At 44.8% G+C, this 24,690-nt stretch carries 20 protein-coding genes (1 of these 20 cut by a window edge); 11 read left to right on the top strand and 9 right to left on the bottom strand.

Annotated features, from left to right (window positions below; translation table 11 throughout):
* Positions 1–53 precede the first annotated feature (53 nt).
* Entirely contained in the window at positions 54–1,502 is a 1,449-nt protein-coding gene (locus tag EHQ17_RS15760) for a RecQ family ATP-dependent DNA helicase (protein ID WP_135591714.1), read from the bottom strand.
* Positions 1,503–1,630: 128 nt separating this feature from the next.
* On the opposite strand from EHQ17_RS15760, the gene EHQ17_RS15755 reads away from it, so the two are divergent.
* The 6 genes from EHQ17_RS15755 to EHQ17_RS15730 all read left to right on the top strand — a co-directional run bounded on the left by EHQ17_RS15755 (position 1,631) and on the right by EHQ17_RS15730 (position 12,761).
* A complete protein-coding gene (locus EHQ17_RS15755; protein WP_135591716.1) occupies positions 1,631–5,047 on the top strand; it encodes an exodeoxyribonuclease V subunit gamma in 3,417 nt (1,138 codons plus the stop codon).
* Positions 5,044–8,208 carry a UvrD-helicase domain-containing protein gene (locus EHQ17_RS15750; protein ID WP_246057587.1) on the top strand — a complete coding sequence of 1,055 codons (3,165 nt, stop codon included), beginning with the start codon at positions 5,044–5,046 and terminating at the stop codon, positions 8,206–8,208. The genes EHQ17_RS15755 and EHQ17_RS15750 overlap by 4 nt, the downstream gene beginning before the upstream one ends.
* A complete protein-coding gene (locus EHQ17_RS15745) occupies positions 8,205–10,067 on the top strand; it encodes an ATP-dependent DNA helicase (protein ID WP_135591718.1) in 1,863 nt (620 codons plus the stop codon). Before EHQ17_RS15750 ends, EHQ17_RS15745 begins: the two co-directional genes overlap by 4 nt.
* A 137-nt stretch (positions 10,068–10,204) precedes the next feature.
* A complete protein-coding gene (locus EHQ17_RS15740; protein WP_135591720.1) occupies positions 10,205–11,149 on the top strand; it encodes an ABC transporter ATP-binding protein in 945 nt (314 codons plus the stop codon).
* Complete coding sequence (locus EHQ17_RS15735) at positions 11,146–11,907, top strand: ABC transporter permease (protein WP_135591722.1); 762 nt, start codon at positions 11,146–11,148, stop codon at positions 11,905–11,907. Before EHQ17_RS15740 ends, EHQ17_RS15735 begins: the two co-directional genes overlap by 4 nt.
* Positions 11,908–11,915: 8 nt before the next feature.
* Positions 11,916–12,761, top strand: coding sequence for an SDR family NAD(P)-dependent oxidoreductase (locus EHQ17_RS15730; protein ID WP_135591724.1), 846 nt, complete (start codon positions 11,916–11,918; stop codon positions 12,759–12,761).
* A gap of 57 nt (positions 12,762–12,818) precedes the next feature.
* Here the strand turns inward: EHQ17_RS15730 and EHQ17_RS15725 are convergent, their stop codons facing one another.
* A complete protein-coding gene (locus tag EHQ17_RS15725; RefSeq protein ID WP_135591726.1) occupies positions 12,819–14,204 on the bottom strand; it encodes a flavin-containing monooxygenase in 1,386 nt (461 codons plus the stop codon).
* Between the two features lie 197 nt (positions 14,205–14,401).
* Here EHQ17_RS15725 and EHQ17_RS15720 point away from each other — a divergent pair, with 197 nt between their 5' ends.
* A complete protein-coding gene (locus EHQ17_RS15720; protein WP_135591728.1) occupies positions 14,402–15,055 on the top strand; it encodes a TetR/AcrR family transcriptional regulator in 654 nt (217 codons plus the stop codon).
* 29 nt (positions 15,056–15,084) lie between these two features.
* Here EHQ17_RS15720 and EHQ17_RS15715 read toward each other — a convergent pair whose 3' ends face one another.
* The gene (locus EHQ17_RS15715) at positions 15,085–15,360 is read right to left on the bottom strand and encodes a hypothetical protein (protein WP_135591730.1); all 276 of its coding nucleotides are present in this window, start codon (positions 15,358–15,360) and stop codon (positions 15,085–15,087) included.
* Positions 15,361–15,439: 79 nt separating this feature from the next.
* Here EHQ17_RS15715 and EHQ17_RS15710 point away from each other — a divergent pair, with 79 nt between their 5' ends.
* Positions 15,440–15,832, top strand: a complete 393-nt coding sequence (locus EHQ17_RS15710; protein WP_135591732.1) for a MerR family transcriptional regulator — start codon at positions 15,440–15,442, stop codon at positions 15,830–15,832.
* Positions 15,833–16,173: 341 nt separating this feature from the next.
* Positions 16,174–16,611, top strand: coding sequence for a carboxymuconolactone decarboxylase family protein (locus EHQ17_RS15705; RefSeq protein WP_135591734.1), 438 nt, complete (start codon positions 16,174–16,176; stop codon positions 16,609–16,611).
* A 44-nt stretch (positions 16,612–16,655) separates the two neighbouring features.
* Here the strand turns inward: EHQ17_RS15705 and EHQ17_RS15700 are convergent, their stop codons facing one another.
* Positions 16,656–18,152: an ABC-F family ATP-binding cassette domain-containing protein gene (locus EHQ17_RS15700; RefSeq protein ID WP_135591736.1), complete on the bottom strand. Its 1,497-nt coding sequence runs from the start codon at positions 18,150–18,152 to the stop codon at positions 16,656–16,658.
* Between the two features lie 165 nt (positions 18,153–18,317).
* Here EHQ17_RS15700 and EHQ17_RS15695 point away from each other — a divergent pair, with 165 nt between their 5' ends.
* On the top strand, positions 18,318–19,193 hold the full coding sequence (locus EHQ17_RS15695; protein ID WP_135591738.1) for a PcfJ domain-containing protein: 876 nt from the start codon (positions 18,318–18,320) through the stop codon (positions 19,191–19,193).
* A 301-nt stretch (positions 19,194–19,494) separates the two neighbouring features.
* Here the strand turns inward: EHQ17_RS15695 and EHQ17_RS15690 are convergent, their stop codons facing one another.
* The 4 genes from EHQ17_RS15690 to EHQ17_RS15675 form a co-directional block, all read right to left on the bottom strand.
* The gene (locus tag EHQ17_RS15690; RefSeq protein ID WP_246057586.1) at positions 19,495–19,860 is read right to left on the bottom strand and encodes a DoxX family protein; all 366 of its coding nucleotides are present in this window, start codon (positions 19,858–19,860) and stop codon (positions 19,495–19,497) included.
* 126 nt (positions 19,861–19,986) lie between these two features.
* Positions 19,987–20,466, bottom strand: coding sequence for a hypothetical protein (locus EHQ17_RS15685; RefSeq protein ID WP_135591740.1), 480 nt, complete (start codon positions 20,464–20,466; stop codon positions 19,987–19,989).
* A gap of 226 nt (positions 20,467–20,692) precedes the next feature.
* A complete protein-coding gene (locus EHQ17_RS15680) occupies positions 20,693–21,748 on the bottom strand; it encodes a class I SAM-dependent methyltransferase (RefSeq protein WP_135591742.1) in 1,056 nt (351 codons plus the stop codon).
* Positions 21,749–22,191: 443 nt separating this feature from the next.
* Positions 22,192–22,401, bottom strand: a complete 210-nt coding sequence (locus EHQ17_RS15675) for an SDR family NAD(P)-dependent oxidoreductase (protein ID WP_135591744.1) — start codon at positions 22,399–22,401, stop codon at positions 22,192–22,194.
* A 913-nt stretch (positions 22,402–23,314) separates the two neighbouring features.
* Here EHQ17_RS15675 and EHQ17_RS15670 point away from each other — a divergent pair.
* Positions 23,315–23,971, top strand: a complete 657-nt coding sequence (locus EHQ17_RS15670) for a hypothetical protein (protein WP_135736210.1) — start codon at positions 23,315–23,317, stop codon at positions 23,969–23,971.
* Between the two features lie 238 nt (positions 23,972–24,209).
* On the opposite strand, the gene EHQ17_RS15665 is transcribed toward EHQ17_RS15670, so the two are convergent.
* Positions 24,210–24,690, bottom strand: the 3' end of a protein-coding gene (locus EHQ17_RS15665; RefSeq protein ID WP_246057585.1) for a type I restriction-modification system subunit M. It continues 851 nt past the right edge of the window; 481 of the gene's 1,332 nt are visible here — the last part of the coding sequence; its start codon lies off the right edge, out of view; its stop codon occupies positions 24,210–24,212.

Here is a 24,690-nt window from a genome sequence, read left to right as displayed (position 1 = left end):
CGATCCACGAGGCGAAAACGGCATCACCGAACGAAATCTTAAAACCGAAAAAATCACGACGTTACTCGGGAGTTTCGACATATATCACAATGATTGCATATGGAAAATCGAGCTCCGAAATAATCGTAGACAAACTCTCTTCGACAACGTTCCGATTTAAGATACAACATCATTTGATAAAGACGATTCAAACTCCGTTTTTTTTTGGTTTCGTTCTCTTCGGACGAAAGGAGTTCCGCAGGAGGGGCGCCGGTTAGAACGATTGAACTTTTTTCCAACTCTCCCGAAGTGACTCCGTATCGATCGAAAAGATTCAAAACCGTCTGTAATCTATGATCTCCGCGATTTTTATGAACGACCTGCGCCTGCAATTCCTCATACGACATGGAAGTAAGTTTTTCTCCGAGAGATTCCATAGTTCGGTAAACGCGCGTTATAAACTTAGGATCCGGATTCTGCCATTCTATAAAATCCATGAGAACAGTAAGATCGTCCTGATGGTAAAAAACGTGACAATCGGAACGAGCGCCGTCCCTTCCCGCTCTTCCGATTTCTTGATAATAACTTTCCAACGAAGACGGAAGTTCGGCGTGGATAACGGTTCGAATATCCGGCTTATCGACTCCCATACCGAACGCGTTCGTCGCTAAGAGAATCGTATCATCGGAAGTCAAAAAATTTTTCTGGACGTTTCTTCTTTGATCCGGATCCAATCTACCGTGATAAATTCGATGTCGGATTTTTTCGACATCCAAACGTTCGCCGAATTTTTTCAGATTTTGAATCAGATTAAAATATACGATCGTACTTCCTTTTTTTTCACGGAGAATCTTCACGATCGCATCCGTTTTGGAAGGTTCGTCCACAAAGGTTCTTACGTCTAAAAAAAGGTTCGGCCTGCAGATTCCTTCGTTAAAGATCCTGATTTCGTTTTCTTCCAAACCTAACTGACGGATGATATCCTTGCGAATCTCTTCGGTCGCAGTGGCGGTTAACGCGATCACCGGCGGCTTTTTCAGTATTTCCCGAAACTCCGCGATTTTGGAATAATCCGGTCTGAAATCGTGCCCCCATTGGCTGATACAATGCGCTTCGTCGATCGCGAGAAGGGAAATTTTCCTTTGCACAAGCGCGTCCAAAAAATCGCGTTTACGAAAACGCTCCGGAGAAACATAAAGAATTTTGTATCTTCCGTTGCGAAGATTTTCATATCGATTGATTCGTTCCTTTTTGGACAAGGAGGAATTGATAAACGAAGCGTCCACACCCAGACGCTCTAGTTTGAGAATCTGATCCTGCATCAAAGCGATCAACGGCGAGATTACGATCGTAAGGCCTTCGAATACCAGCGCTGGGATCTGAAAACAAACCGACTTACCGCTTCCGGTCGGCATCACGACTAAGGAATGATTCCCTGCGATCGTATGCTCAATGATCTCGTTCTGAGAAAAACGGAAGGACTCGATACCCAATAACTTTTTCGCATCCGCGAGAGAGGACATACGGATCAGGATTCAGCCGGCCCCGGGAATGACAAGGGATTTTACTTACGATTTCACGAACGGAATTACTTGCCAAGCCGAGCTTTTACGGGAATGCTCGTATAAGGAAAGTATTTAAGAGGAACCGTTTGTCGATCACACACGTAACAAGTCTATCCCTTCACGACATCGCACGGGAACTTTCAAAAAATATAATAGAAGAACAAAGACGCGCACCGCTCCGCGCTCCCATCGTCGTGATCCCGAGCACGAATATGAAACTCTGGCTCAATCTGAATCTGGCCCGAATAGGCGGATTGACCACGAATGTACGGTTTCTGTTTTTGGAAAAAGCTCTCGAAGAATATTATTGTCGAAGAGCCGAAATGGAATACGAACCCGCGGAAAGACCGTTTCCCAGTCACGAAGCGAACCAAAGGAAAATACTATCCTATCTTCTTCGAAATCGGAACGAAAGCGAATTCAAATTTTTGAATGTGTTTTTGCGGAGTATGCCGCGCGTCTTTTCCCTTTCCTCCGCGCTCATTTCCCTTTTTAAGGATTACGAACTCAATCGATCCGGATGGATAGAATCTTGGGCCGAAGAAAAAGGCGTTTTAATACCCAAAATATCCCGTCGATCGTCGCCGCTACCCCAGGACAAGGATTACTATCGTTTCGAAAAACGCGTTTACCAGGACGTTTTTTTGGATTCGAAGAAGCCGTCCACCCTCAACCAATTTTTGTTAAGCGAAGTTGCCAAAAAAGCAAAACGGATCCCGGAAACGTTTCATACGATCCATTTCTTCTGTTTGTCGAACCTATCGGACACTTATTTGGAAATCCTAAAGTCGATGTCCGAAAAGGACGGAACTTCGGTGCATCTTTACCAATTTTACTCGGGGTCAACCGAGACGACTGAATCGAAAGAAGAAGCAGGCCCCGTACGATGGGCGGATCCTCAGGCCCATATCGTTTCCAGAATTTCCGGAGCGATCGAATATAACTTAAAAAAAATAGAATCTTCTTATATACATCCCCCGAAATTAGAGTCGCTTCGCTGTCTTTTGCGGGGAAATCCGGCACGTTTCGAATCGGAAACGCCTACCTCCGATCACTCGGTGCGATTTTGGAACGCGCCTTCTCCGTATCGGGAAATGGAGGCGGTGGCGAACGATATCCTATATAAAATGGATCGAAATCCGAAACTCACGTATCTGGACTTCGCCGTATTGGTGACTGACATGAAAACGTATCGCGGTCCCGTAGAATGGGTGTTAGACGGAGGAATTCTTTTGCAAAAGGAGACGGGCGTGGGCGATCCGACTCCGATTCGGAAAAAAATTCCCTATTCGCTTACCGACATAAAGGCCGACGAAGCATCGTTGTTGTATCGCGGTCTGAACAATCTCTGGGATCTTTGTTCGGGCCCTTTTATGAAAAAGGAAGACCTACTTCGTCTTCTCCGCAATCCGCTACTTCATAAAAAATTACAACTCGACGGCGAATCGGTTTTGGAATTGGAAACTCTGGTCGAGGAATCCGGAATTCGATACGAAGAAACGGGCAGGGAAACGGACCCGTTCCAGATATCCAACGGCATCCGAAGAATCAGATTGTCCTCAGTCTTGAGTCGGGAAAACGCCTGGGAAAACCACAAAATCCCGCTCATAAATCGTATCTCCGACGAACACTCTGCCTCGACCGCGATATTCTGGGAGACGATAGTCGAAACCAAAAGAGCGATCCTAACCGCATTCTCCGGAAGCCGATCCGGAATCAGTTTAGAATATTTAGATATTCTAAAGAATGCTCTGGAAAATCTGTTCGAGTTGGATTCGGATCGAGAACAGGAAGCCAAACTTTTCCGCACCTGGTTACAAGCCCTGAACGAATGGATAGGCGTGGAATTCAATTCGGAACGGGAAGGAGTGGAACTTCTTCGTTTTATTACCGATCAGATTTTCGACCAGATCCCTTACAGAAAAGGCGCGTATTTAACGGGTGGAGTAACGATTTCTCTTCTCCAGCCCATGCGCCCGATTCCCTTTAAACACGTTTACATATTAGGATTAGGCGAGGGAAAATTTCCCGGATCCCAGGAACGATCGGGGCTCGACCTACGTAAAGACTTCAAAGAGGACTGGGATCTTTCCAAAAAGGAAATTCAGGAATCCTTATTATGGGAAACGATCCAATCCGCGCAGGATTCGTTAACTCTGAGTTATGTGGGCGAAAACCTACAAGAGGACAAGACCTTCGAACCGTGCTCTCATCTTTTAGAAATCATGGAACATTTCGAAGTAAAACAGGCGTTGAAAATTCCTCTCCACTCCTATAGCGCCCGATACGAACACTCACCGCAAACCATGGAAGAGGGATTGGTCAGTTACGACTTTGCGCGGATTTGGGTGAATGAAGATCGCAAAAATTCTAATATACTAAAACGCTTTCAGAATCCCGAAGAACTAAAACCCTCCTCGACCGAATTCGGTTTTTCTTCGTTGGACGTTCGCGAACTTTCGCAATTTTTGGCCGATCCGTTGGATTCTTATCTCAAAAAAAGATTGGGAATGTATTTCGAGGAAGAGGAAGCCGAAAAATCCGAAGAGGAACTTTTCGATTTGGACGCGGTCGCGGAAGCCGACATCCTTAGGGAAATACATAACCTGATGTTTCCCGCCCTGACTTCCCTCGGCGAATGGGATTGGGACGAAAATAAAATCAAGTCCAACCTCGCTCCGTTATTGGAGAAGCGGAAGGCTTCCGCAAAATTCCCGCAGTCCGTATTCGCGAATCTAAAGGAAGCGGATCTGGTCGGTTATCTCGGGGAAACCGTAGATATATTAAAAAATTGGAATACTATTCTGCGAGGCGGAAGATATCACCGTTATATCAGCCTCGGAGACACGGGCCTGCCCGATTCGGTTTGCAAAAAACTCCCCGAACTACGGGTAAGCTTAAAGGACGGAAGGACTTTGAACATCCGCGGAGAATGGGAACACGTTGTGGAAAAAGACGGAACGTATTATTGGATTTTATCCAAAACGCTCGAAGAAAAACCGGAAAACGATTATCACGCGCACAAGGACTACTGGAAAACGATGAGTTTCCCCTTTTTGAGTTCCGTAGTATTTTCTTCCATTCATGAGAATTTTAAAATATACTCATTCAAATCCAGACCTTCCGAAAATTCGAAAAGCAAGAATACGATGATCTTGGAATACGAAATCCCGGATCCTCAGACCTCTTTGGATTATTTAGGAAAAATCGTCTCCGATTACGTCAAGGAAGAACCCGTCTTTTTTCCGAGAAAGGCATTCTTAAAATATTATCTTTCCGAAATACAAGTCGGCGGTAAAACCGAAACCCCCGATCGAATCCAGAAATACGAGGACCAATCCGCTTGGGAGAACTTCCTAAAGGAGGAATTGAGCTCGGTCAAAGAGGGACTTTCCTCGCTCCTGAAAATTTATCCCGAAACGAAGGATCTCATTTTAAAATCGCGCATAACGTGGGCCCGTGATTTTTATAAACCCTTTCTGGATTGGAGAAAAAAATCGTGACCCACTTACCCAGACCCTTTCCGCTTAAATCCTGTTTTGTCGAAGCCTCTGCGGGGACCGGTAAAACATATACGATCATGGAAATAGTGGGCGATCTGATCCAGCATCATCGTATTCCGTTGAAGGAAATTTTAGTTCTCACCTACACCGAAAAGGCGGCGGGCGAGTTGAAGGAAAGACTCAGAAAAAAACTGATCCGCACCGGATTAAACAAGGAGGCTCGAGAACTCGATCAGGTGACGATCTCGACTATACACGGTTTTTGTAATATGATTCTGCGTGAATATCCCGTGGAAACGGGAACCTCCGATCGGTGGATCCTAACGGATGCAAGGGAAAGAATGGAAGCCGCCCTTTACGAAATTCAACACGGCGAATGGGACGGACTGATTCCTACGGATCGGCTGGAAATATTACTGAAAGGATCGGACTATTTTTCCCGAAAGGAAAAGATTCTCTCGGCCGGAACAAAACTGCTCGGCGGAAAGGAGTATCCGTATCGGGACGACGAATCTCCGTTCGATGAGAATAACTTTCTTCAAAAGACGACCTTGGCCGCGAAAAAATCCGTAGAGGCGGAATTCGAAACCGGCGAATGGATGACTTACGACCAGATGATATTCAAAACCGTAAAGGCACTGGAAAATCCGCACCTCAAACAGGCGTTATACGATCGTTATAAAGTGGGGATTCTCGACGAGTTCCAGGATACCGACTCGAATCAATATAAGATTTTTCTAACATTATTTTTGGAAAACCCCGTACCGGAGCGCGCGCTTTATTTGATCGGCGATCCGAAACAATCGATCTACGGATTCAGAGGCGCGGATATAGGGACTTATCTTCGCGCCAAATCGGATCTGAAAAAATTCGACGCGGAAAACGTTTCGTTAAACGTCAACTATAGGTCCGTACCGGAATTGATCGAAGCCTATAACGAAATCTTTTCCGGAAAATTCGGAGAAAAAAGTTTTTTCCCGATTTTCGAAATCGGTTTCGAAAACGAACCCATCGAATACTCCGAAGTGGATCCGCCTGAAAAAGACGCTAAAATTCTCCTGAGCGAATCCTATGCGGAAGGTCCCGTTCAAATCGTTGACTTTCAGGGAAAAGATTCCTGGAAAGCGGACGAATATAGAACCGCTTGGTCGAAATTCGTCGCGGAGGAAATATTGAAACTCTGCCAAGGCCCTTCCCCGTTTCGTTACCGGATCAAAAACGAGGATGGATCGGCAATACATGAGAAAATTATAAACTACGATGAGATCGCCGTTTTGGTAAAAAGTAAAGCGGAAGGAAAACTCGTCGAACAGACGTTAAAACTTTCCGGTATTCCCTGTTCCTTTTACAAGCAGGAAGGGATCTATCAGTCGTCGGAATCGATTCAAATCTCTAATATCCTCGAATGTCTTTCGGATCCGAACAAACCGTCCTCGTATCGTAAACTTCTTTTGGGGGATCTTTTCCGGGTTCATCCGGATCGTCTAACGTTCTTCGACGAACATTCGATCGATTCCTACGAGAAATCCGTTTTGGATCGATGGAAAAAACTCGCTTCGGAAAGAAGGTTTGCCGAGTTATTTCGATCCATCGAGGAGGATAGTCGAATTTTTCTTACCGAAGAGAATACCGATATCGACTGGGAAAGAAAAAGGACGAACTACAGACAGATTTTCAGAAAATTGCTCCAGTTTCAAATCGCGAATCAATCGGGGCTCGAAGAGGTTTTACAGGAATTAATACGACTTCAAACCGAAAGAAAAAACGAAGAAGAGTTGCCGTTGTTCGAAAGGGAAACGGAAAAAAAAGCCGTTCAGATTCTTACTTTGCACGCTTCCAAAGGTTTAGAATGGCCGATCGTATTCCTGTTTCATCTATCGGGCAACTTCATACCGGACGTATACGAATACCCGGCAACGGACGAATCCGGAAAAAGAATCTGGAAATTGAATCTCTGGGACGAAGACGAAGAGGCGAAAACGACTGGCAAAAACCTGTATTCGTTTAACAATCTTAACGAGAACAAACGTCTTCTTTACGTGGGAATCACTCGCCCAAAAGTAAGGCTTTATCTTCCATTCTTCAATCCGACCAACCATCCGAAAACAAGAGATTCAGCATATTATAAAATTCTTTATCCTAGATTGAAATCCATTTTGGACAACGACCCCGATCCTAAATTATTCCATAGAATATTATGGTACCCGAAATCAACGGATCGAATTCGCGAGCAAAACGAAGAGCAGACGACGACTTACGTGCGTCCTTCTCCCTTGTTTTTAAAACACGAAGACGGTAATAAAACCGTAGGTCTGCACAGTTATTCCTCGATCAAAACGAGAATGGACGGAGAGAACGATTCCCTAACCGCGCTCGAGGAATCTTCCTTTTTAAAATCGGACGAAGCGGAGGATTTTTTATCGACGTTCGAGGATCCGCTCCCTTCTTCGGCGGCCGCCGGTTCGTTTCTTCATCTACTTTTGGAGGAATCCGATTTCGCGTTTTTCGGGAATAAAGAACCGAAGGAAATTTTAAAGGATCAAAAAATCGCGACGCGGATCGACAAACATTTGGATTTTTATCGGCTTATACCGCATAACGCGCGTAATACGGATGCGGAGCTGGAAAAACGACGTAAACGTGCGGTAGAAATCGTATGGAACGCTTTAAACGCCCGTATTCCGTTAAACGACGGATCCAACTTTAAACTTTCGGAATTAAGCGAAGAACATCGTATCGCCGAAATGGACTTTCACTTCGATCTGGATCCGGACGGAAAAACCGCGGGAAATTTCCTGAAAGGTTCCATCGATCTTGTATTTAAAGTCGGCGAGCGTTTTTATCTCGCGGATTATAAATCCAATCTTCTCGAGGATTATTCTCCCGTTTCCTTAAAGGAGGCGGTGGAGGCTCAGGACGCTCGTTACGATCTGCAACGTGATATTTACGCGTTGATTCTTCACCGCTATCTGGTTAATCTTTTTGGAGAAGAGAAAGCGTTAGAAAAAACGGGAGGCGTGTTCTACCTATTTCTCCGCGGCATGAAAGCGGAGGAAAGTCGCGGAATCTATTCGGACTTCGATTGGTCCCCGCAAAGATTAAATCGTATTTTCGAGTCCGTCAAACAACTAACGGAAATTTGGTGGGAGACGAAAAGATGAACGATGAACGATATTCGCCCTTTGCGGAAAAATTAAAAGAAGATCTCCTCGGCTTAATCTCCGACAGGAAACGCGGCAAAAGCGCGGAAAACCTCAAGGAATTCGAACCCGTTCTTTTAGAAATGTTAAACGAACTCTTGAATACAGGACGTGAGGGCGGTCTTTGTGTTCGAGTTAAACCCGAGTGGAAGGAGTTTTTGAAAACGAAACCTCCCGGTTTGATCGTCAGCAAATTCGAAGGCGAAGAATGGGCTTATTTCGAAAAGACTTATCGGAACAAAACCGAACTCGAAAATCTTTTAAGGAATGAAATCAGGGACACACCCTCTTTCCAAATCGATTTAGAAAACGCGAATGCGATTTTAGCGGATCTTCAATCCGCAAGTTTTACTCTGAAAAAAGGGCAGATCGAAGCCGTTTTATCCTGTCTCGCCTCTCCGTTCCGAATCATAAGCGGCGGCCCGGGAACCGGAAAAACCACCGTAATAGCCTTCATCCTGGAAATCCTAAAACGATTGGATCAATTACCTTCACACGAAGAGATAGCGTTAGTCGCACCGACCGGTAGGGCAGCGCAAAGACTCACCGAATCCCTGCTGGAAAATCTGGCCAAACTTTCCGATTCGAAAACATATTCGTTTTTACGCGGAGGTACCGTTCACGGGCTGCTTTCTTACAAACAACGATTAGGCGATTTTTATTACGGGAAAGACCGACGTCTTCCTCATCGTTTGATCGTGGTTGACGAAGTGTCCATGATAGATCTCGATCTTATGGTATCTTTGTTCCGAGCGCTTCCCGAAAAACGAATCTCCGACTCGGGTTTGCCGTTTCGCCTAATTTTGATCGGAGATCCGAACCAACTCCCCTCGGTCGAAAAAGGGGCGGTATTAAGCGACTTTCTCAACGCGTTCGATTCATTCAAAGGCTCATTCGTTTCCAAACTCGAGGAAAGCAACCGCCAAAAACCGGGGGCTGACGGAAAACCTTCGAAAATCGTTTCTTTAGCCGAGGAAATATTAGAATATTCTAATGATAATTTGAATCTGGGCGCCAGAATAGACGAAACATTCCCGCGAACAGATCGGATCGGCGACGACGTAGCCTACCAAAGCGAAGTGGTTTGGCTCCGAGGTTCGTCCTCTAAACGGCCCGACTTTTCCTCGCGAGACGAAGTAATCGAACTACTATGGAAGGATATGTTTTATCCCCAAATCCGACGGATATCATCTTGGAGGATCGACGAGGAGACTTTAAACGACGATTCCTTTTATGAGACCTTCCTTAAAGAAATCGGCGGATTCCGTTGCCTAACCCTTTACCGCAAAGGACCGCGCGGAGTCGAAACGATACAAAACAAACTGATGGGTTTGGCGGCGCGCGATCTTTTCGGCAAACGAGAATTAGGCGACGTGCGCATCCAATCGATACGTCTCGCTCAAGGATTATATTTTTCGGGGCTTCCGATTCTCATTTCGCAGAACGATCCTAGTCGTAAACTTTTTAACGGGGACGTTGGAATCGTTTTAAAAACGCATACCACCGCCGAACTTCGCGCGGTGTTCCCGATCGATCGTAGGCTTTTTCCGTTCGCATTAGATACCCTGCCGAAACACGAGCCCGCCTTCGTAACGACCATACACAAAAGTCAAGGCTCGGAATATGATACAATTTTAATATATCTCCCCGAGTCCCTATCCTCCGAGGACGAAAAAACGAAGGACCGTCTATTAAACCGCAATATACTTTATACGGGGATCACACGCGCAAAAAAACAAGTGATACTCGCGGGCGATCCCGAGTCGTGGCAGCTCGGAATCGAAACTCGAAAGGAACGAAACACCGGTTTTAGAATTTGAAATAGGGCTTTAAAGAACGATTTTCATTCGAACATACGATTCGAATTTGGCGAAATTCCGAAATTGAGGCTGACCGAACGGAAGCGTTTCCCTACGTTTGATATTTCAAGATCGTATAAGATCGGAATAAATCCGTTATGAAAAACACAAAAACGAAATCGTCCATCGTATCGGTGGTCAATCTTTCCAAGTCATACGCGAACGGTTTTCAAGCGTTAAAAAACGTTTCTTTGGAAATCGAAAAAGGCGAGATCATCGCCTTGTTAGGACCGAACGGAGCTGGCAAAACCACTTTGATCTCCGTTATCTGCGGAATCGTGAATCCAAGCGGAGGAACGGTGGAAGTCGCGGGTAAAAACATCCTAAAAGACTACCGTTTTACCCGCTCGCAGATCGGGTTGGTTCCTCAGGAATTAAGCGTTCACGCGTTCGAATCCGTCTGGGTTTCGGTCTGCTTCACCCGAGGGCTTTATGGAAAAGCACCTAATCCGAGTTATATCGAAAAAATTCTGAAGTCGCTTTCCCTATGGGAGAAAAAGGATCAGATGATCATGACCCTCTCCGGCGGAATGAAACGAAGAGTCCTGATCGCCAAAGCGCTGGCGCACGAACCGAATATACTTTTTTTGGACGAACCGACTGCGGGAGTGGACGTCGAATTGCGCAAGGATATGTGGAACATAGTGCGTTCCTTACGCGAAAGCGGAGTAACGATCATCCTTACCACACATTATATCGAGGAGGCGGAGGAGATCGCCGACCGGATAGGGGTCATCAACAAAGGAGAATTGGTTCTCGTGGAAGAGAAGCGGGAATTGATGCGCAAACTCGGAAAAAAACAACTCATCCTCGAACTCAGCAAACCTTTGAAAAAAATTCCTTCCTCCTTAAAAACGAAAGGTTTAGAACTCGGCGAAAACGGAGAACAACTCGTTTATACCTACGATTCGAATAGGAAGCAGAACGGAATTTCCGCGATACTGCACGATCTTAAAAAAGAGAAGATAGAATTCAAAGATTTGAATACTACACAAAGTTCTCTCGAGGAAATTTTCGTTCAATTAGTAAAGGAATCACAATGAATTTTCACGCGATCAAATCCATCTATGTCTTCGAAATGTCCAGAACTTGGAGAACCTTGTTTCAAAGTATCGCTTCTCCGGTTATATCCACGTCCTTGTACTTCGTGGTATTCGGCTCCGCGATCGGCTCCAGAATCCAGGAAGTGAACGGAGTCGGCTACGGATCCTTTATCGTTCCCGGTCTGATCATGTTGTCGCTTCTGACGGAAAGTATTTCGAATTCTTCGTTCGGAATTTACTTCCCGAAATTCACGGGAACCATGTATGAAATTTTAGCCGCTCCCATTTCGATGGTCGAAATCGTGATCGGCTTCGTAGGAGCCGCGGCCACCAAGTCGATGATCCTCGGAACGATCATGTTAGCGACGGCCTCGTTGTTCGTTCCGGTCACGATCGCACATCCCGTGATTATGGTTCTGTTTCTTTTATTAACTTCCGTATCGTTCAGCCTTTTCGGATTCATCATCGGGATTTGGGCGGACAGTTTCGAAAAGTTGCAAATCATTCCGATGTTGGTCGTCACCCCGCTTGTGTTTTTGGGAGGAAGTTTTTACTCGGCTAATATGTTACCGCCCTTTTGGCAGAAGCTCACGATGTTCAATCCTGTACTTTATCTCGTGAGCGGGTTCCGCTGGAGCTTTTATGAAATCGCGGACGTAAGCATAGGAATCAGCCTGACGATGATCACTCTCTTCCTCACCGCCTGCCTCGTTTTGATTTGGTGGATTTTTAAAACCGGATATAGGATCAAAAAATAAACGGAAGTATGTCGGAATTTAATTCCAAGAAAGTATTTATTTCCGGCGGTTCCTCCGGGATCGGTAAAGGCCTGGCTCTTGCGTTCGCCGAAGCGGGAGCGAGCGTGTTCGTATCCGCAAGAGGCAAAGATGCTTTGGAACGGACCGTAAATGAACTTCGCGAGGTCGGAACTTCGAACGCCAGATTCGATTTCGGAGTCGCGGACGTTTCCGATTCCAATAGGGTAAACGACGTATCGCAAAAGGCTTTGGATATTCTCGGTGGATTGGATATATTGATCTGTAACAGCGGTTATGCGAAAACGGGGACCGTGATCGAAACCGAAGAATCGGATTTTCGTTCTTTAATGGACGTCAACTTCTTCGGCCACGTAAACGTAGTAAAAGCCTTTCAGGAACATTTCGTTTCGCAGAGACGTGGGGAAATCGTTCTTTTATCTTCTATGCTCGCTACGTTCTCGATCTACGGTTACGGAGCGTATGCCGCCAGCAAATTCGCGATTACCGGATTCGCACAATCACTGCGTCAAGAAATGATGACGTATAACGTGCGCGTAAAACTTTTTCTCCCCCCTACGACCGACACTCCCGGGCTGGAGAAGGAGAATTTCGACAAACCGGCTTTGTCAAAAGAGGTGGAAATGGGCTCGCTCCTGAACGCGACCCATTCGGTGGACTCCGTCGTTCAGGCTTTTTTGGAGTGGTTTCCCAAACGCAAATTCGTCGGATACGCCTCTTGGGATTCCTGGCTTCAATACTTCGTGATACGACATTTTCCGGAATTGGCGTTAACTATCGCGGACGGCGAATTGAGATCCGCGCAAAAACGGTTGGATAAAAAATCGAAATTATGAAACGAGACGGTTCCCTCGGAAATTTTTCGGGGAACCGATTTTACGATTCAATTTCGTCTAACGTGAAAACACGGATTTTTTATTCGAATTCGAAAAGTTCTTATAGAGTTTTTTGTTTCCTCCGGGAGGTTTGCCGATGTCCACCCCCGCCTTGAGAAGTTCCAATCTAAGCTCCTTCCGAAACGCGTGGTAATCAACTTCGACAGCGTGGCGTTGTCCGCCGCCGAAGGTGAAATGTGGATGATCGATTTCGTATTGGATAGCCGCCTTTAAATCCTTAGGTCTATGATATTTTCCTAATATTTCCAAACAGGCCAATTTTGCCTGATAATCGGCCATAGGCCAAATACAACCTACCGGCTGAAAAAGCCCTATAAAATAGAGATTTTGATAGTCTTCGTGCATCATCTTGCGGAAAAGGGGAATTTTTTCTGCGTGTTGAAAATCGATGAAGGACTTGTCGAAAAACGGAAACGTCGTCCAAAAGCCCGTACACGCGCAGATGATATCGAAGGATTCCGTTCTCCCGTCAACGAATTCTACCTTTTTTCCATGAAGGGCTTTGATCGCCGGACGAGGTTTGATTCTTCCATGACGTATAAAATCCAAAAGATCCGAATTCAAAGTCGGATGATGACTGAGCGCCAAATCGGTGTTAATAGGCAATCCGTAATCTTTATAAGAACCTTGTAATATATTCAGCAACTTAGTAAGCGCGAATTGTTTGACGATTGAGGGAATCCATCCGGGGGTTTTAGCCGCAAAAACATCCGAAGGCATACCGAAAAGAAATTTAGGAAAAAACCACTGAGGACTTCTCATGGATAATTTGACGCTGTTGGCCACTCTGGCGGACTCGACCGCAACGTCACAAGCGGAGTTTCCCGCTCCGATGACAAGAACGTCCTTTCCCTTCCATTCGTTCGTAACTCCCTTAAAGTCGTGCGAATGAAGAAACTTTCCGGAGAACTTACCCGGATACTCGGGAACTTTGGGATTCCAGTGATGACCGTTCGCAACCATAAGAACGTCGAAAAGATCCGTCTTTTTTTTCTTCGATGAATCGAGGTAATCTACTTTCCAATCACCGTCCGAAGTTCGAGTTATTTTTTGAATCGTATGATTGAATTTTATCTTATCGTAAACTCCGAAGTGTTTCGAATACGATTCGAAATAAGCCTGGAGCTGTTTGTGATTGGGATATTCTGGATAATCTTCCGGCATCGGAAAGTCCTCGTATTCGGACCAGGCTTTGGAACTGATGATATGGGTATTCTCGTAAACACTGGAATGTCCGGTTTTAGAATTGAACACCCAATTACCGCCGACCTTATCGTTCTTCTCGAAAACGACCACGTCTAATCCGTATTCCACGCAATTTTTACCGGCGGCGATACCGCTCGGCCCGGCTCCTACGACACAAACTCGTATATTCTGTTTCATCCAATTCACCTCGAGAACAAACATTCATTGACACGATTCAAAATCCAACAAATGTTACATTTTTCGGGAGATCCTATTTGCGGTGAAACGGAAAGCAAGTAGTTTTTGGAAGAATTAGAATTTCAGAATATGATTCCTTTTGAATCCCTATTTCCGGTTGAACGAAAATCGTATTTAGGAGGGTTTATAGATAAACGATGAAAGAATCTTTTTCCACGAGAAAACGCTCTAAAAACGGTCGGTCCGTCACGAATTTACGGCTACGAACCCCCTCGCAAGAGCGTTCTCAAAATCGTGTAGCTTTGGTTTTGGAGACAACCGAACTACTGTTAGTCGAATTAGGTCCCGAAGAAATTTCGATCCCGGAAATTTCCAAAAGATCGGGGATTCCGAGGGCCAGCATCTATCAGTTTTTTCCGGATAAATATTCTCTATTTACCCGTTTGGCCGAAAAACATCTCTCTCGAGTAGGGGAAATTCTCGAGGAAAAAAGCGCGAAAAGCGCCCGCTTAAGTTGGAAAAAATTGGTTCGTCTGCTCGTAAACGCCGCTTCGGATTATTACGATTCCAATCCCGTTGCCAGCATACTCGTGTTAGGCGGTCCGTTCAGCCGAAACGCTTATCTCGCTCAGGAAATTACGATCGATCACATAGGAGCAGCGGTAAGAATCCAACTTTCGGGTTTAAAAGAACCGCTTATAGTTCCCGAAAAACCCGACGTGGCTACTTTGGGCGTCGAAATCGCCTTCGCTTGTATGAAACGAGGCTACTATTCGGAAAATAGAATTTCGAAGACCATACGCGACCATGCCGCGGACGCGGTAATCTCCTACTTCGAAAGTCAAATTTAGCCGTTTCTTTTAGGAATATTTTTTAGATTTTAGTCCGCCTTACCATCGTTATACGATTTGCATGAACAATCGAGCGAACACGCGTGCGGTTTTTTTCTTTTTAAAAACCAGACAAACGCCAGAAGCACCGCAATGGAAAGACCGAAAATCCCTACCTTCTCCGACACTCCGAACCACCAAGACAAGGTCGAAAGACCGGTTAACGCGATCACCAGCGGTGCCAAACAGCATATCCCACAAAGACTGATTCCAAATACTGCAAAACGAGTCGCCCAAGTCAAAAGTGATTTTTTTTCTCGTATCATTAAATTCTCCTAAATAACGAATTTGTTCCAGTCTAAACCGTGGACCATACTCCACTGTCAAGATCCGGAACAAAAAAATATGCTGATACGAGACTTAGAAAAAAAAACCGGCCTTCCCCGTGATACGATTCGTTTTTATGAAAAAGAAGGTTTGTTAAAGGATTGTCTGATTTCTCGCAGGGAAAACAATTATAAGGAGTATTCAACGGATGTCGTTGAGAGATTGGTGTGGATTAAGACTTTACGAAGGTTTTCCTTTTCTTTGGAAGAGATAAAAAATCTGAGTTTGTCTGACGAAAGCGATCCAAAAAAATGCGAGCCCTTGATTCATTCCGTAAACGATAAGTTACAACGAATCGATGAGGAGATCCTACAATTGCAACACATCAAGTTACAACTTGACAAAGTAAAAAAGAACTGCGGACCCTCTTGCACCCTAGAGGGAAAAATTCCCACCTGTCTACGGTGTTAAATTATAAGAAATGGTTTGCCCGTGTAATCTCCGAACCGTGTAGGATCTCCTAACAAAGAGAACGCTTTCTTAGCCGTACACGGTAGATAGAAAATTCGTGGAGTTCCTACAAACGACGCCAAATCTTCCCTTGGACAAGGAAATTCCATCCGATCCATAGGAAACTCTTCCGCGAAACCCGAAACGGAAAATTCCCGACTTCCGACAAACGATACGAAGTTTCAAAATAACGAAAGATCCACTTCTTCTTTTTCAAGACTCGGTAAACTCCAAAAATTGCCGGCGATTGATTGTCACAAAACGCGACGATGTTCGTCTTCTTTTTATAAATAAGGGTGAAAATGAAACTTAGAATGAATTACGCCAAAGTGTATCCGGAGGCGTATCAAACGATGATTGCGCAGGAAGATTTCGCTAAACGAGGAGGAATCGATCCGATTCTTTACGAATTGATAAAAATACGCGTATCGCAGATCAACGGATGCGCATTTTGTATTCGAATGCATACGAAAGATTTACGCGCGCTCGGCGAAGAAGAAAAAAGAATTTATTTACTGAACGCATGGAAAGAGACCGAGTTTTATTCCGATAAGGAAAAAGCCGCGTTGGAATTAGCGGAAACCGTTACGAAAATATCCGACAAAGGAGTCCCTGACTCCGTGTATCAAAGAGTCAGGGAATATTTCGACGAGAAGGAGTTTGTCGCGTTAGTCGTCTTGATCAATACGATCAACTCTTGGAACAGAATCGCGATATCGACCGGCATGTATGCAACGTAACTTCGATTAACGAAAACGCTAAAACGAAATAATTTTGTTTCGGTTTAATACTCTTCGTCGGACCAACCTACGTCTTTCAAAAAATCGTCGTATGATCCGTCGAAAATACTGATCATATCTTTGTCAAATACGATCAGCTTAGTAGCGACCGCACGAAGGTGCATCTCATTGTGTGTGACCATAATGACCGAACCGTCGAATTCATCGATCGCCTCGATTAAGGAATCGCACGATTGCATATCGAGGTGATTCGTAGGTTCGTCCAAATAAAGAATGTGGCACGGAGTTACTAGAATTTTACCGAGGAGTACTCGGCTTTTTTCGCCCCCGGACAACACCTTGATCTTTTTCATCGATTGATCCTCGGAAAACATTAACCCGCCTGCTATCGTCCTCGCCTGATACTCTGTGCAGGACGGATCTGAGCTCATTATTTCTTCGGTAATCGTGAAATTTTCGTTTAACGCGAGTTTGTTGGTCTGACCGAAATAACCTTCTTTTAAAACGGGATGTTTTTTAACGGTGCCTTGCGAAGGTTCCAATTCGGCCGCAAGCATTTTCAAAAGAGTCGATTTTCCTTTTCCGTTTTTTCCGATGATACAAATTCGATCTCGATTTCCCACACTAATCGAAAAATTCCGAATAAGCGGGCTATCCTGCCCCGGATAAGAAAAAGACAAATCCTCTGCGGACAACATCTGACTCGCGGAGAAAGGAGCGCTATTAAAGAAAAGTTCCAGGTCTTGTATTTTCTCGAGCGCTTTCATCTCGCCCTGTTTCTCCAATTTTTTCACCCTTGACTGGGTACGACTCGCGAAACTCGCCTTCGCCTTAAATTTCGCGATGAATAATTCTTCCTGTTTTCTTTTCTTAGCTTCGTTCAAACGAGTTTTTTCGTAGATTTCCTCGGATTGATTGATCTGATTATAAAGTTTATCCGTATCGCCCTGTACCTTGATCGCCTTCGTCCGATGAATCGCAACGGTATGAGTCACGACTTCGTCCATAAAACTTCTATCATGAGTTACTAATATGATTTCGCCTTCCCACTCGCGCAAAAATTCCTCAAGCCAACGGATCGTAACGATATCGAGATAATTGTTCGGCTCGTCTAACATAAGCATATCCGGACCGGAGACGAGAAGTTTCGCGAGGTTCATTCTTATCTGATAACCTCCGGAAAATTCGTTCGGATTTCGTTCCATGTCCTTCTCCGAAAAACCCAGACCGGAAAGAACTTTCTCGACTTGCCAAGTTTCGTATTCTTCCCCCTCCGGAAGACCCAAAGCGCATTCTTCTAAAACCGTAGGTTTCGTGAAATGAAGATGTTGTTGAAGATGCCCGATGCGATAGCCTTTCGGAACGGAGATGGAGCCGGAGTCGGCTTCGGCATTTCCCAAAATCATCTGAAACAACGTCGATTTACCGTGTCCGTTGCGGCCCACAAGACCGACCTTTTCCCCTCGATTGATGCTCAAATTCAAATCTTCGAACAGAACCTTGGAGTTGTACGCTTTGTATAGATTGGAAATTTTAATCATCGTCTAAATACTTGTTCCTTAAAAACCAAATTCGGGGAGGGACGCAGAAAGACCATTCTAAATATGCCTTTAGCGGCCGAAAACCGAATCGTAGTCTTATAGTTTTTTCAAAGAAAGAGAAATATAAAATGCAAAACCGCGCCTATCGAATATAATCATACCGATATGATCCGCGCGCTTGAATATTGTATGGAATACCCGCATAACGTGTTCGAACATGTTCCCGAAGATTTCGAAACGATAAGGAGCAAGCTGCCGCATTGGAGACGAAAAGAAATCGCTCGTTACTTCGGGTTCGACCCCGGTTCGATTCGCGCACTGGAAAAAATAACGGAACAAGCCCTACTCGCCGGACATCTCACTTCCTTCCAAAGGTTGTATTCTGATTCGATTTACCGGAATGTGTTTCACCACGTTCCGATATTGAACGAATTCCTATTCGAATTCCTGCTTTGTGCGTATCGGAAGGGATGGAATCGGAAGTGGGACATACTTTTGTTAAACGACATCGTTTTAAAATTTCCCGACGACAAAAAAGCCGAAGAAGAACCGGCCGCGGTGTTCTCGATTTACGAAGAGCTAAAACGAAAAAAACCGGAAAAAAGAATTCGTTCGGTGGAATCCCTTTATCGAGCCGAACGGAAACTGATACAAGACATCTCGGAAAAAGGATTTACGGGCATCGATCGGACCTATCCTCCTCCGCCGATCGGGGCCGAAGAGTGGATGAATCCGATCGAAACGAGGAAAGAGCTATTTTTGGAGTCGGTATCGCAACACAACTGCGTGTTCGATTACGATTCGGATATTATCGAAGGAAAATATTATATTTATAGAATATTCTTTCCGGAAAGATGTACGTTGTCTCTGTTTCAAGTCAACGGAGATTGGTATGTGGATCAGGTCGCCGGAAATTTCAACGGACAGGTGCACGTCGAAACTAGAAAAAAGATAGAAAACTGGCGCTTACAAAACGGGATATTCAGCTTCGGAGACGTTTTTCGTATGGGTATTCCGCCCGCTTGGATTTATGATCGGTAGTCGTTCTATAAAATTTCGTAAGGCGGGCGTTCCCCGCGCACTTTTTTCGCATTAAAGTATAAAATGTTAATACGAAATTTTTCTGATCCAGTGCGCGGGTCGGGCTGCTACGGACTTCGCTCCGCTCCGGACGCCGCGATATGCGACGAAAAAGGAAAACGCCAACTAAAGACGCGGGGTCCGCTCCGCGTCCTCCACATCCCTAACGCGGTTGCTACCGTTTACGAATAAAGTCCGCGCTTCGTCGGTATCCGATTGAAGACTAAACGAAACGGGATCGAATCGGCAAATAACAAACGATTCAATCCGCGTCGCGGACGAACCAAGCCCATGCGATGAAAACCAGTTGAAACGGAAGACGAACAAATAAACCCCAAAGAGGAACACCGAAATTTTCGCCGGAAAGAGCCGCTTGGAGCATATACACGTTCGCGGGAAAAACGAGGATCAACAGAAGAATGACGCCATAACTTGCAAGTTTCCGGGCGGAAGGAAATAACAAGGCCGCGCCTAAAACGATCTCCGCGCATCCGCTGATCCAGTTCAACCAATTATGAGCCGGCAGATACGGAGGCATCATCCTAAGATAAAAGGACGGATTTAGAAAGTGATTGATTCCGGCGAAAACGTAGAACGCGGACATGATATAAAGGAGAAATTTTTTCACGAGTTGCGAACCTTCCTTTTCGAAAAGAAAAACCTATCTTTGAAAAAAGGAAATCTTTTTTCGTAAAGAACGTTCGAAGGTCCGCGATAAACGCGGACCGAAACGTTATAACGTCTCTTTCAACTCTTAAGGAACTTTTCCGCCGTCCCCGAAACAGAACATACGGAAATAGTACGCTTTCGCGGAGCGAAGCGCCTCCGTATGATTCCTCCCCGCAAAACAATCGGCAGGTGGATATTTTTTTTCCATAGGACCGTCGTCCGGAAAAACGGTCACTTCGCAAATCAAACCTTTAGATATCGGAGGACAGACCAACGGATCAAAGGCTTGGCAAGTGGTGAAACATTCGGCCAACGGAATATTCGTAGTCGAATCAACGACCCTATCGCGCACTTTTTCGGATGTTTTACCGATTTGGACAACCTTAGAATCTTCAATCCCGCTTTTCTTATCGGGATTTACGGTTTCGTTCGGCGCGATCAAAGTCAAAATCGTCTTAGCGTTTCCCTCCGTCTTTTCCGTGTTCATCGACGTCGAATCGCATCGAACGAAAACCAAAGAAACAACGATCAAAATCGAAGGCAGCCCCCATTTATATCCAGTCATAAAACACCCCTTGTTATATAAATTTAATCTAAATTAGTACGTTATAACTTACTAACTTTTTACCAGAGATAATCCTCTAAAATCATAGAAAAACCCGTTTCGACCAAAAGCGCCAAGGAAGCGTCTTCTTCAAAACGGTTAAAATTTAAAATTCATCCGCCGATGATCATTCGGAAGCAGACCGAAAGATAAAGAGACCTCGCCCGATCCTCTTAACAACCTTGGATTAGATACGAGCTTCGTAGACGATATTAAAGGGAGATTCCGCCGCTCGACGAAAGCGTGTGAATCCGCCTTGGGTAACTACGTCGCGCATACGGGCTTCTCCGGCTTGTGCCCCGAGTCCCAGACCGACTTCCTGACTCAAGGAACTGGGCGTACAAAACATCGTCGAAGCCGAATAATAGATGCGACCTATCGGGTTTAGATTCTCCTCGAGATGGTCGTGTGCAAACGGCTCGACGATGATTACGCTGCCGTCTCCTTTGAGTGATTCGCGTGCATGAGCCGTGGCACCGACTGGATCTCCCATGTCATGAAGACAATCGAACATGGCTACCAGATCGAAATTCTTCTCCGAATAATCTTTAGCCGAAGCGACTTCGAAAGTTACGTTTTTCAATCCGGCTTGCTGTGCCGCATAACGCGCTTTTTCGATGGAAGGAGGATGTGCGTCATAACCGTAAAAATGAGAATTGGGAAATTCTTTAGCTAGAATAATGGTGGAAGTCCCGAAGCCGCAGCCTACGTCCGCAACCTTTCCCCCTTTTTTTAATTTATCGACCATACCTCCCTCGAGCGCTGGAATCCAAGATTGAATCAATTGAGAAAGATAGGTCGGACGAAAGAACTTGGCGGTGGCACAAAAAATATGTTCGTGTTGTTCACCCCAAGGAACACCTTTGCCGGATTTAAAGGCGTCGATCAGTTTGGGCACAGCCGAAAAAGCGGCAGAAACCGCGTAAAAACCGCCCATCAAATACGCGGGGCTATCTTCGTTGTTGAAAATCATATCCTGTTCAGGCGATAAGGAAAATTTTTTACCGGCAGGATCGTATTGAAGGTAATCCGCGGCGGCTTGAGCGGACAACCATTCCCGTGCATAACGTTCCGACGTGTTCGTTTTTTCTGCGAGTTCGGATGAAGTAAGAGGTCCTTTCGCAAGTTCTTTATAATAACCCAACATGTCGCCTATCAAAACCAAGGCACCGCTGTAGCCGGCCGAAATTTCTCCGAACAACCTACCAACAAGCTGCTCCATTTTCTGCGAATCAATCGTCATACAAATCTCCAATTCGTCTTTTAGATTACAAAAATATGATTTAAACGTTCGGATATCTTTCCCACGTTTTTGACACGATTAGGGAAAAGAATGGAAAAGGTCGAACTAGTTTTATGCACGAATACCTTCACGGAACGAAACCCTTCCCCGGAAACATCAACGTATCAAGATTCATAATTCATGTTTCCACGGGGGATACTTATTCCGACTTTATAATGTTCTTATGAAGAATACTCTGTATTTACACTTCAGGATAAGTCCGTTTTACGCGGCATCGATCATTTTGTCCGTAAAAACGGGTACGAAAAATTTGACCCGGGGATCAATTTGCCACCGGAGGTCAGGACCGATTCCCTTTTACGATTAGAAATGGATCGAACGATCAAACGGACACAATGATCTATAGACGTGATTTTGCGTTTGCCGGCTTTAGGATCCGATCACTACAGGATGACGCCGTTTGCGTCGAATTTTCTAAAATTCATTTTGATGGAAATCGGCCCTGGAGAACCGAATAGCGCGTCCATTCCGCTTTCCGTCAATTGGATCCGTAACGAAGTATCGAAACCTTGCGGCGAAAATTTAGAAGCGGCATATCCGGTTGATCTCTGAAAACCAGTTTTACCTTGTAAAGAGGAAACGTTACCGATCATTCCCTGCTATTTTTTGAATGCGGCAAGGAGAAATAAGAAGCTAAACCGCGCCAAGATGATTCAAATACATTAAGTTTTTATAATATTATAAAGAAGATACATCCGTTTAAACTGCGAGTGTTTGTGTATCTAGAAAATCGCACTTCTCGCCCGATCCGCAATCGCATAACGGATGCGAGAACGAGTCAAATTTTTGACCTGCGCACGACGGAAGGAACGCTCTGTCGATTCCCTGACTGGATCCCGTCACTAGGATGAATTTATTTATATCTTTCCGTTTCATCTTTTTCCGATCTTCCTGGACGGGCGACGCGCTCGGCGTTTTCTCCGGGTTACGAAAACGACACTCGAAACCCAAAATCAAGTTTAAGTTTTTATCGAACTTTACGACCTGATCCGGCGTTCATCGCCGTAGGTTATAATAGCTTACAAACCTTTTAAGGCAGAACACGAGTGTTTCGTGCGTTCGGAAGCTGGTAAACCGTTGGAAGTGGTCCAAACGCAAAAACTTGGAGTCGCGCATTCCAGCCCTTCGATCAAAATAGAAAAGCAAAAAGATTCCTTTTTATATAAAGCGAAATCAGTTACAAATAAGCGCAAAAATGCGGAGATAGAACGATCGGCCAAAACGATCCTCGAATTCATCCCATTCGGCGGCATTCATTCGTTTATTATAATATAGAAACGAGACAATGGAGAATCATAAGCAAGACCCGCCTTAGCAAGTTGTTAAATCGATGAGCGGCCCTTCTTAAATTAAAACGATTTACCCAGATAATCCCGGCCTTAGGAATCGACGAATGAATCCCCGGGAAAAAGATTTCGAAGCTCTGCTCTAAATTCAATTCTCGAATTCAAGAATATTAGAAATCGGAACTTGATCAAAACAGTTCCGTGATCGGAGATGGAATCGATGCGACTTTTCATTGTATTGTCTGTATACGGCTTTATTGGCTGTGCAAGTTTGAATTATAGTACGAAATTCGAAAAACCCGGTCGTGTGGTGGATACAACCGACGTCTCTGAAAAAGCGGAGAATATGAAATGGTCCGAAGCGTCGGATGTCGAAGCATACATCAGTCAGTATCCAGCAGGAATCTCTATCGATAGTCACAACCAAACTCTCAACGTAGACGATAAAAAATGGGAAATCATAGGGCACGTGAGCGCGGATTACAAAACACCTCCTCTAGCGGGAATATTCTGGTTTTATGATTATCCCGAAGACCAATCCTGGAGAAAAGCTCTCTGTTATTGGCAAGTGCCCATAAATTGGGTTACGCTGAGTTTCTGGGCTTTCCTTTCGCCCGCATACTGGCCCTGTATCGTTTTAGACAACAGTAACGACGCAGATCAAATAGGGAAAAGAAAAATGAGAGTCGTAAATAATCTAAAGAAAATTACGAAAGCAGTAGACGGGGACACGATCGTGATCACCTCTTTAGGAAACGTAAACGTGGTCAACGCTTACTCGGGGCAAACGATTGCAGGTGTCAGTTTAATCAACGGAGAGGGTTGGGCGTTGAGACGCAAGAAGGCAATCTCGAACCCCGTGAAAAATAAAAAATAAAACGGAAAGACCGCGCCGGCAATGTAAGACTCAAGATCGAAAGAATCAAAGACAGAGCGTCCGATTTACGTCCAACTCTTGAGTATGTCGAACATAGGCGGTAGTCATTCAAGTTTGTAAGCGGATTCTACTTGTCTTGGTGATCAGTTTCCCAATGAATTTCAAACGAGATCGCCAAAGTAAATTGAATACAAATTTGAAATTTCTATAATTTTAAACTATATTCGAAAAACCAATTTCAAGGCAACTCCGGTTTCCCTAACGCTTTCAAAAACTGGTTATGGTTCTTTTTTGCCGTTTGTAGTTTCTCTTCCAATGGAAACAGTTCCAGATTTACTTTCTCCAGATCTACCTCTTTATCCGCAATAGCCGTGCTGATATAACGAGAAATATTCAGATTAAAAGTGTTCTTCTCGATCTCTTCAAAGTCGACTCTTCGAGAGTAGCGCTCTTCTTCTTTTCGATACTGATATGTCGAAACGATCTTCTCGATATGTTCGGGAAGAAGTTGGTTTTGGCGTTTTCCTTTTTCAAAAGATTCGCTTGCATTGATAAATAGTATATCATCGAACTTCTTACATTTCTTCAATACAAGGATACAAACTGGAATTCCCGTAGAATAAAATAAGTTCGGCGGTAAACCGATGACGGTATCAATGTGAGAATCTTGAATGAGTTTGGTTCGTATCTTTTCTTCCGCCCCACCCCGAAAGAGAACT

This window comes from Leptospira gomenensis (assembly GCF_004770155.1).
Classification (GTDB): Bacteria; Spirochaetota; Leptospiria; order Leptospirales; family Leptospiraceae; genus Leptospira; species Leptospira gomenensis.
This window is presented reverse-complemented; position numbering and strand designations above follow the sequence as displayed.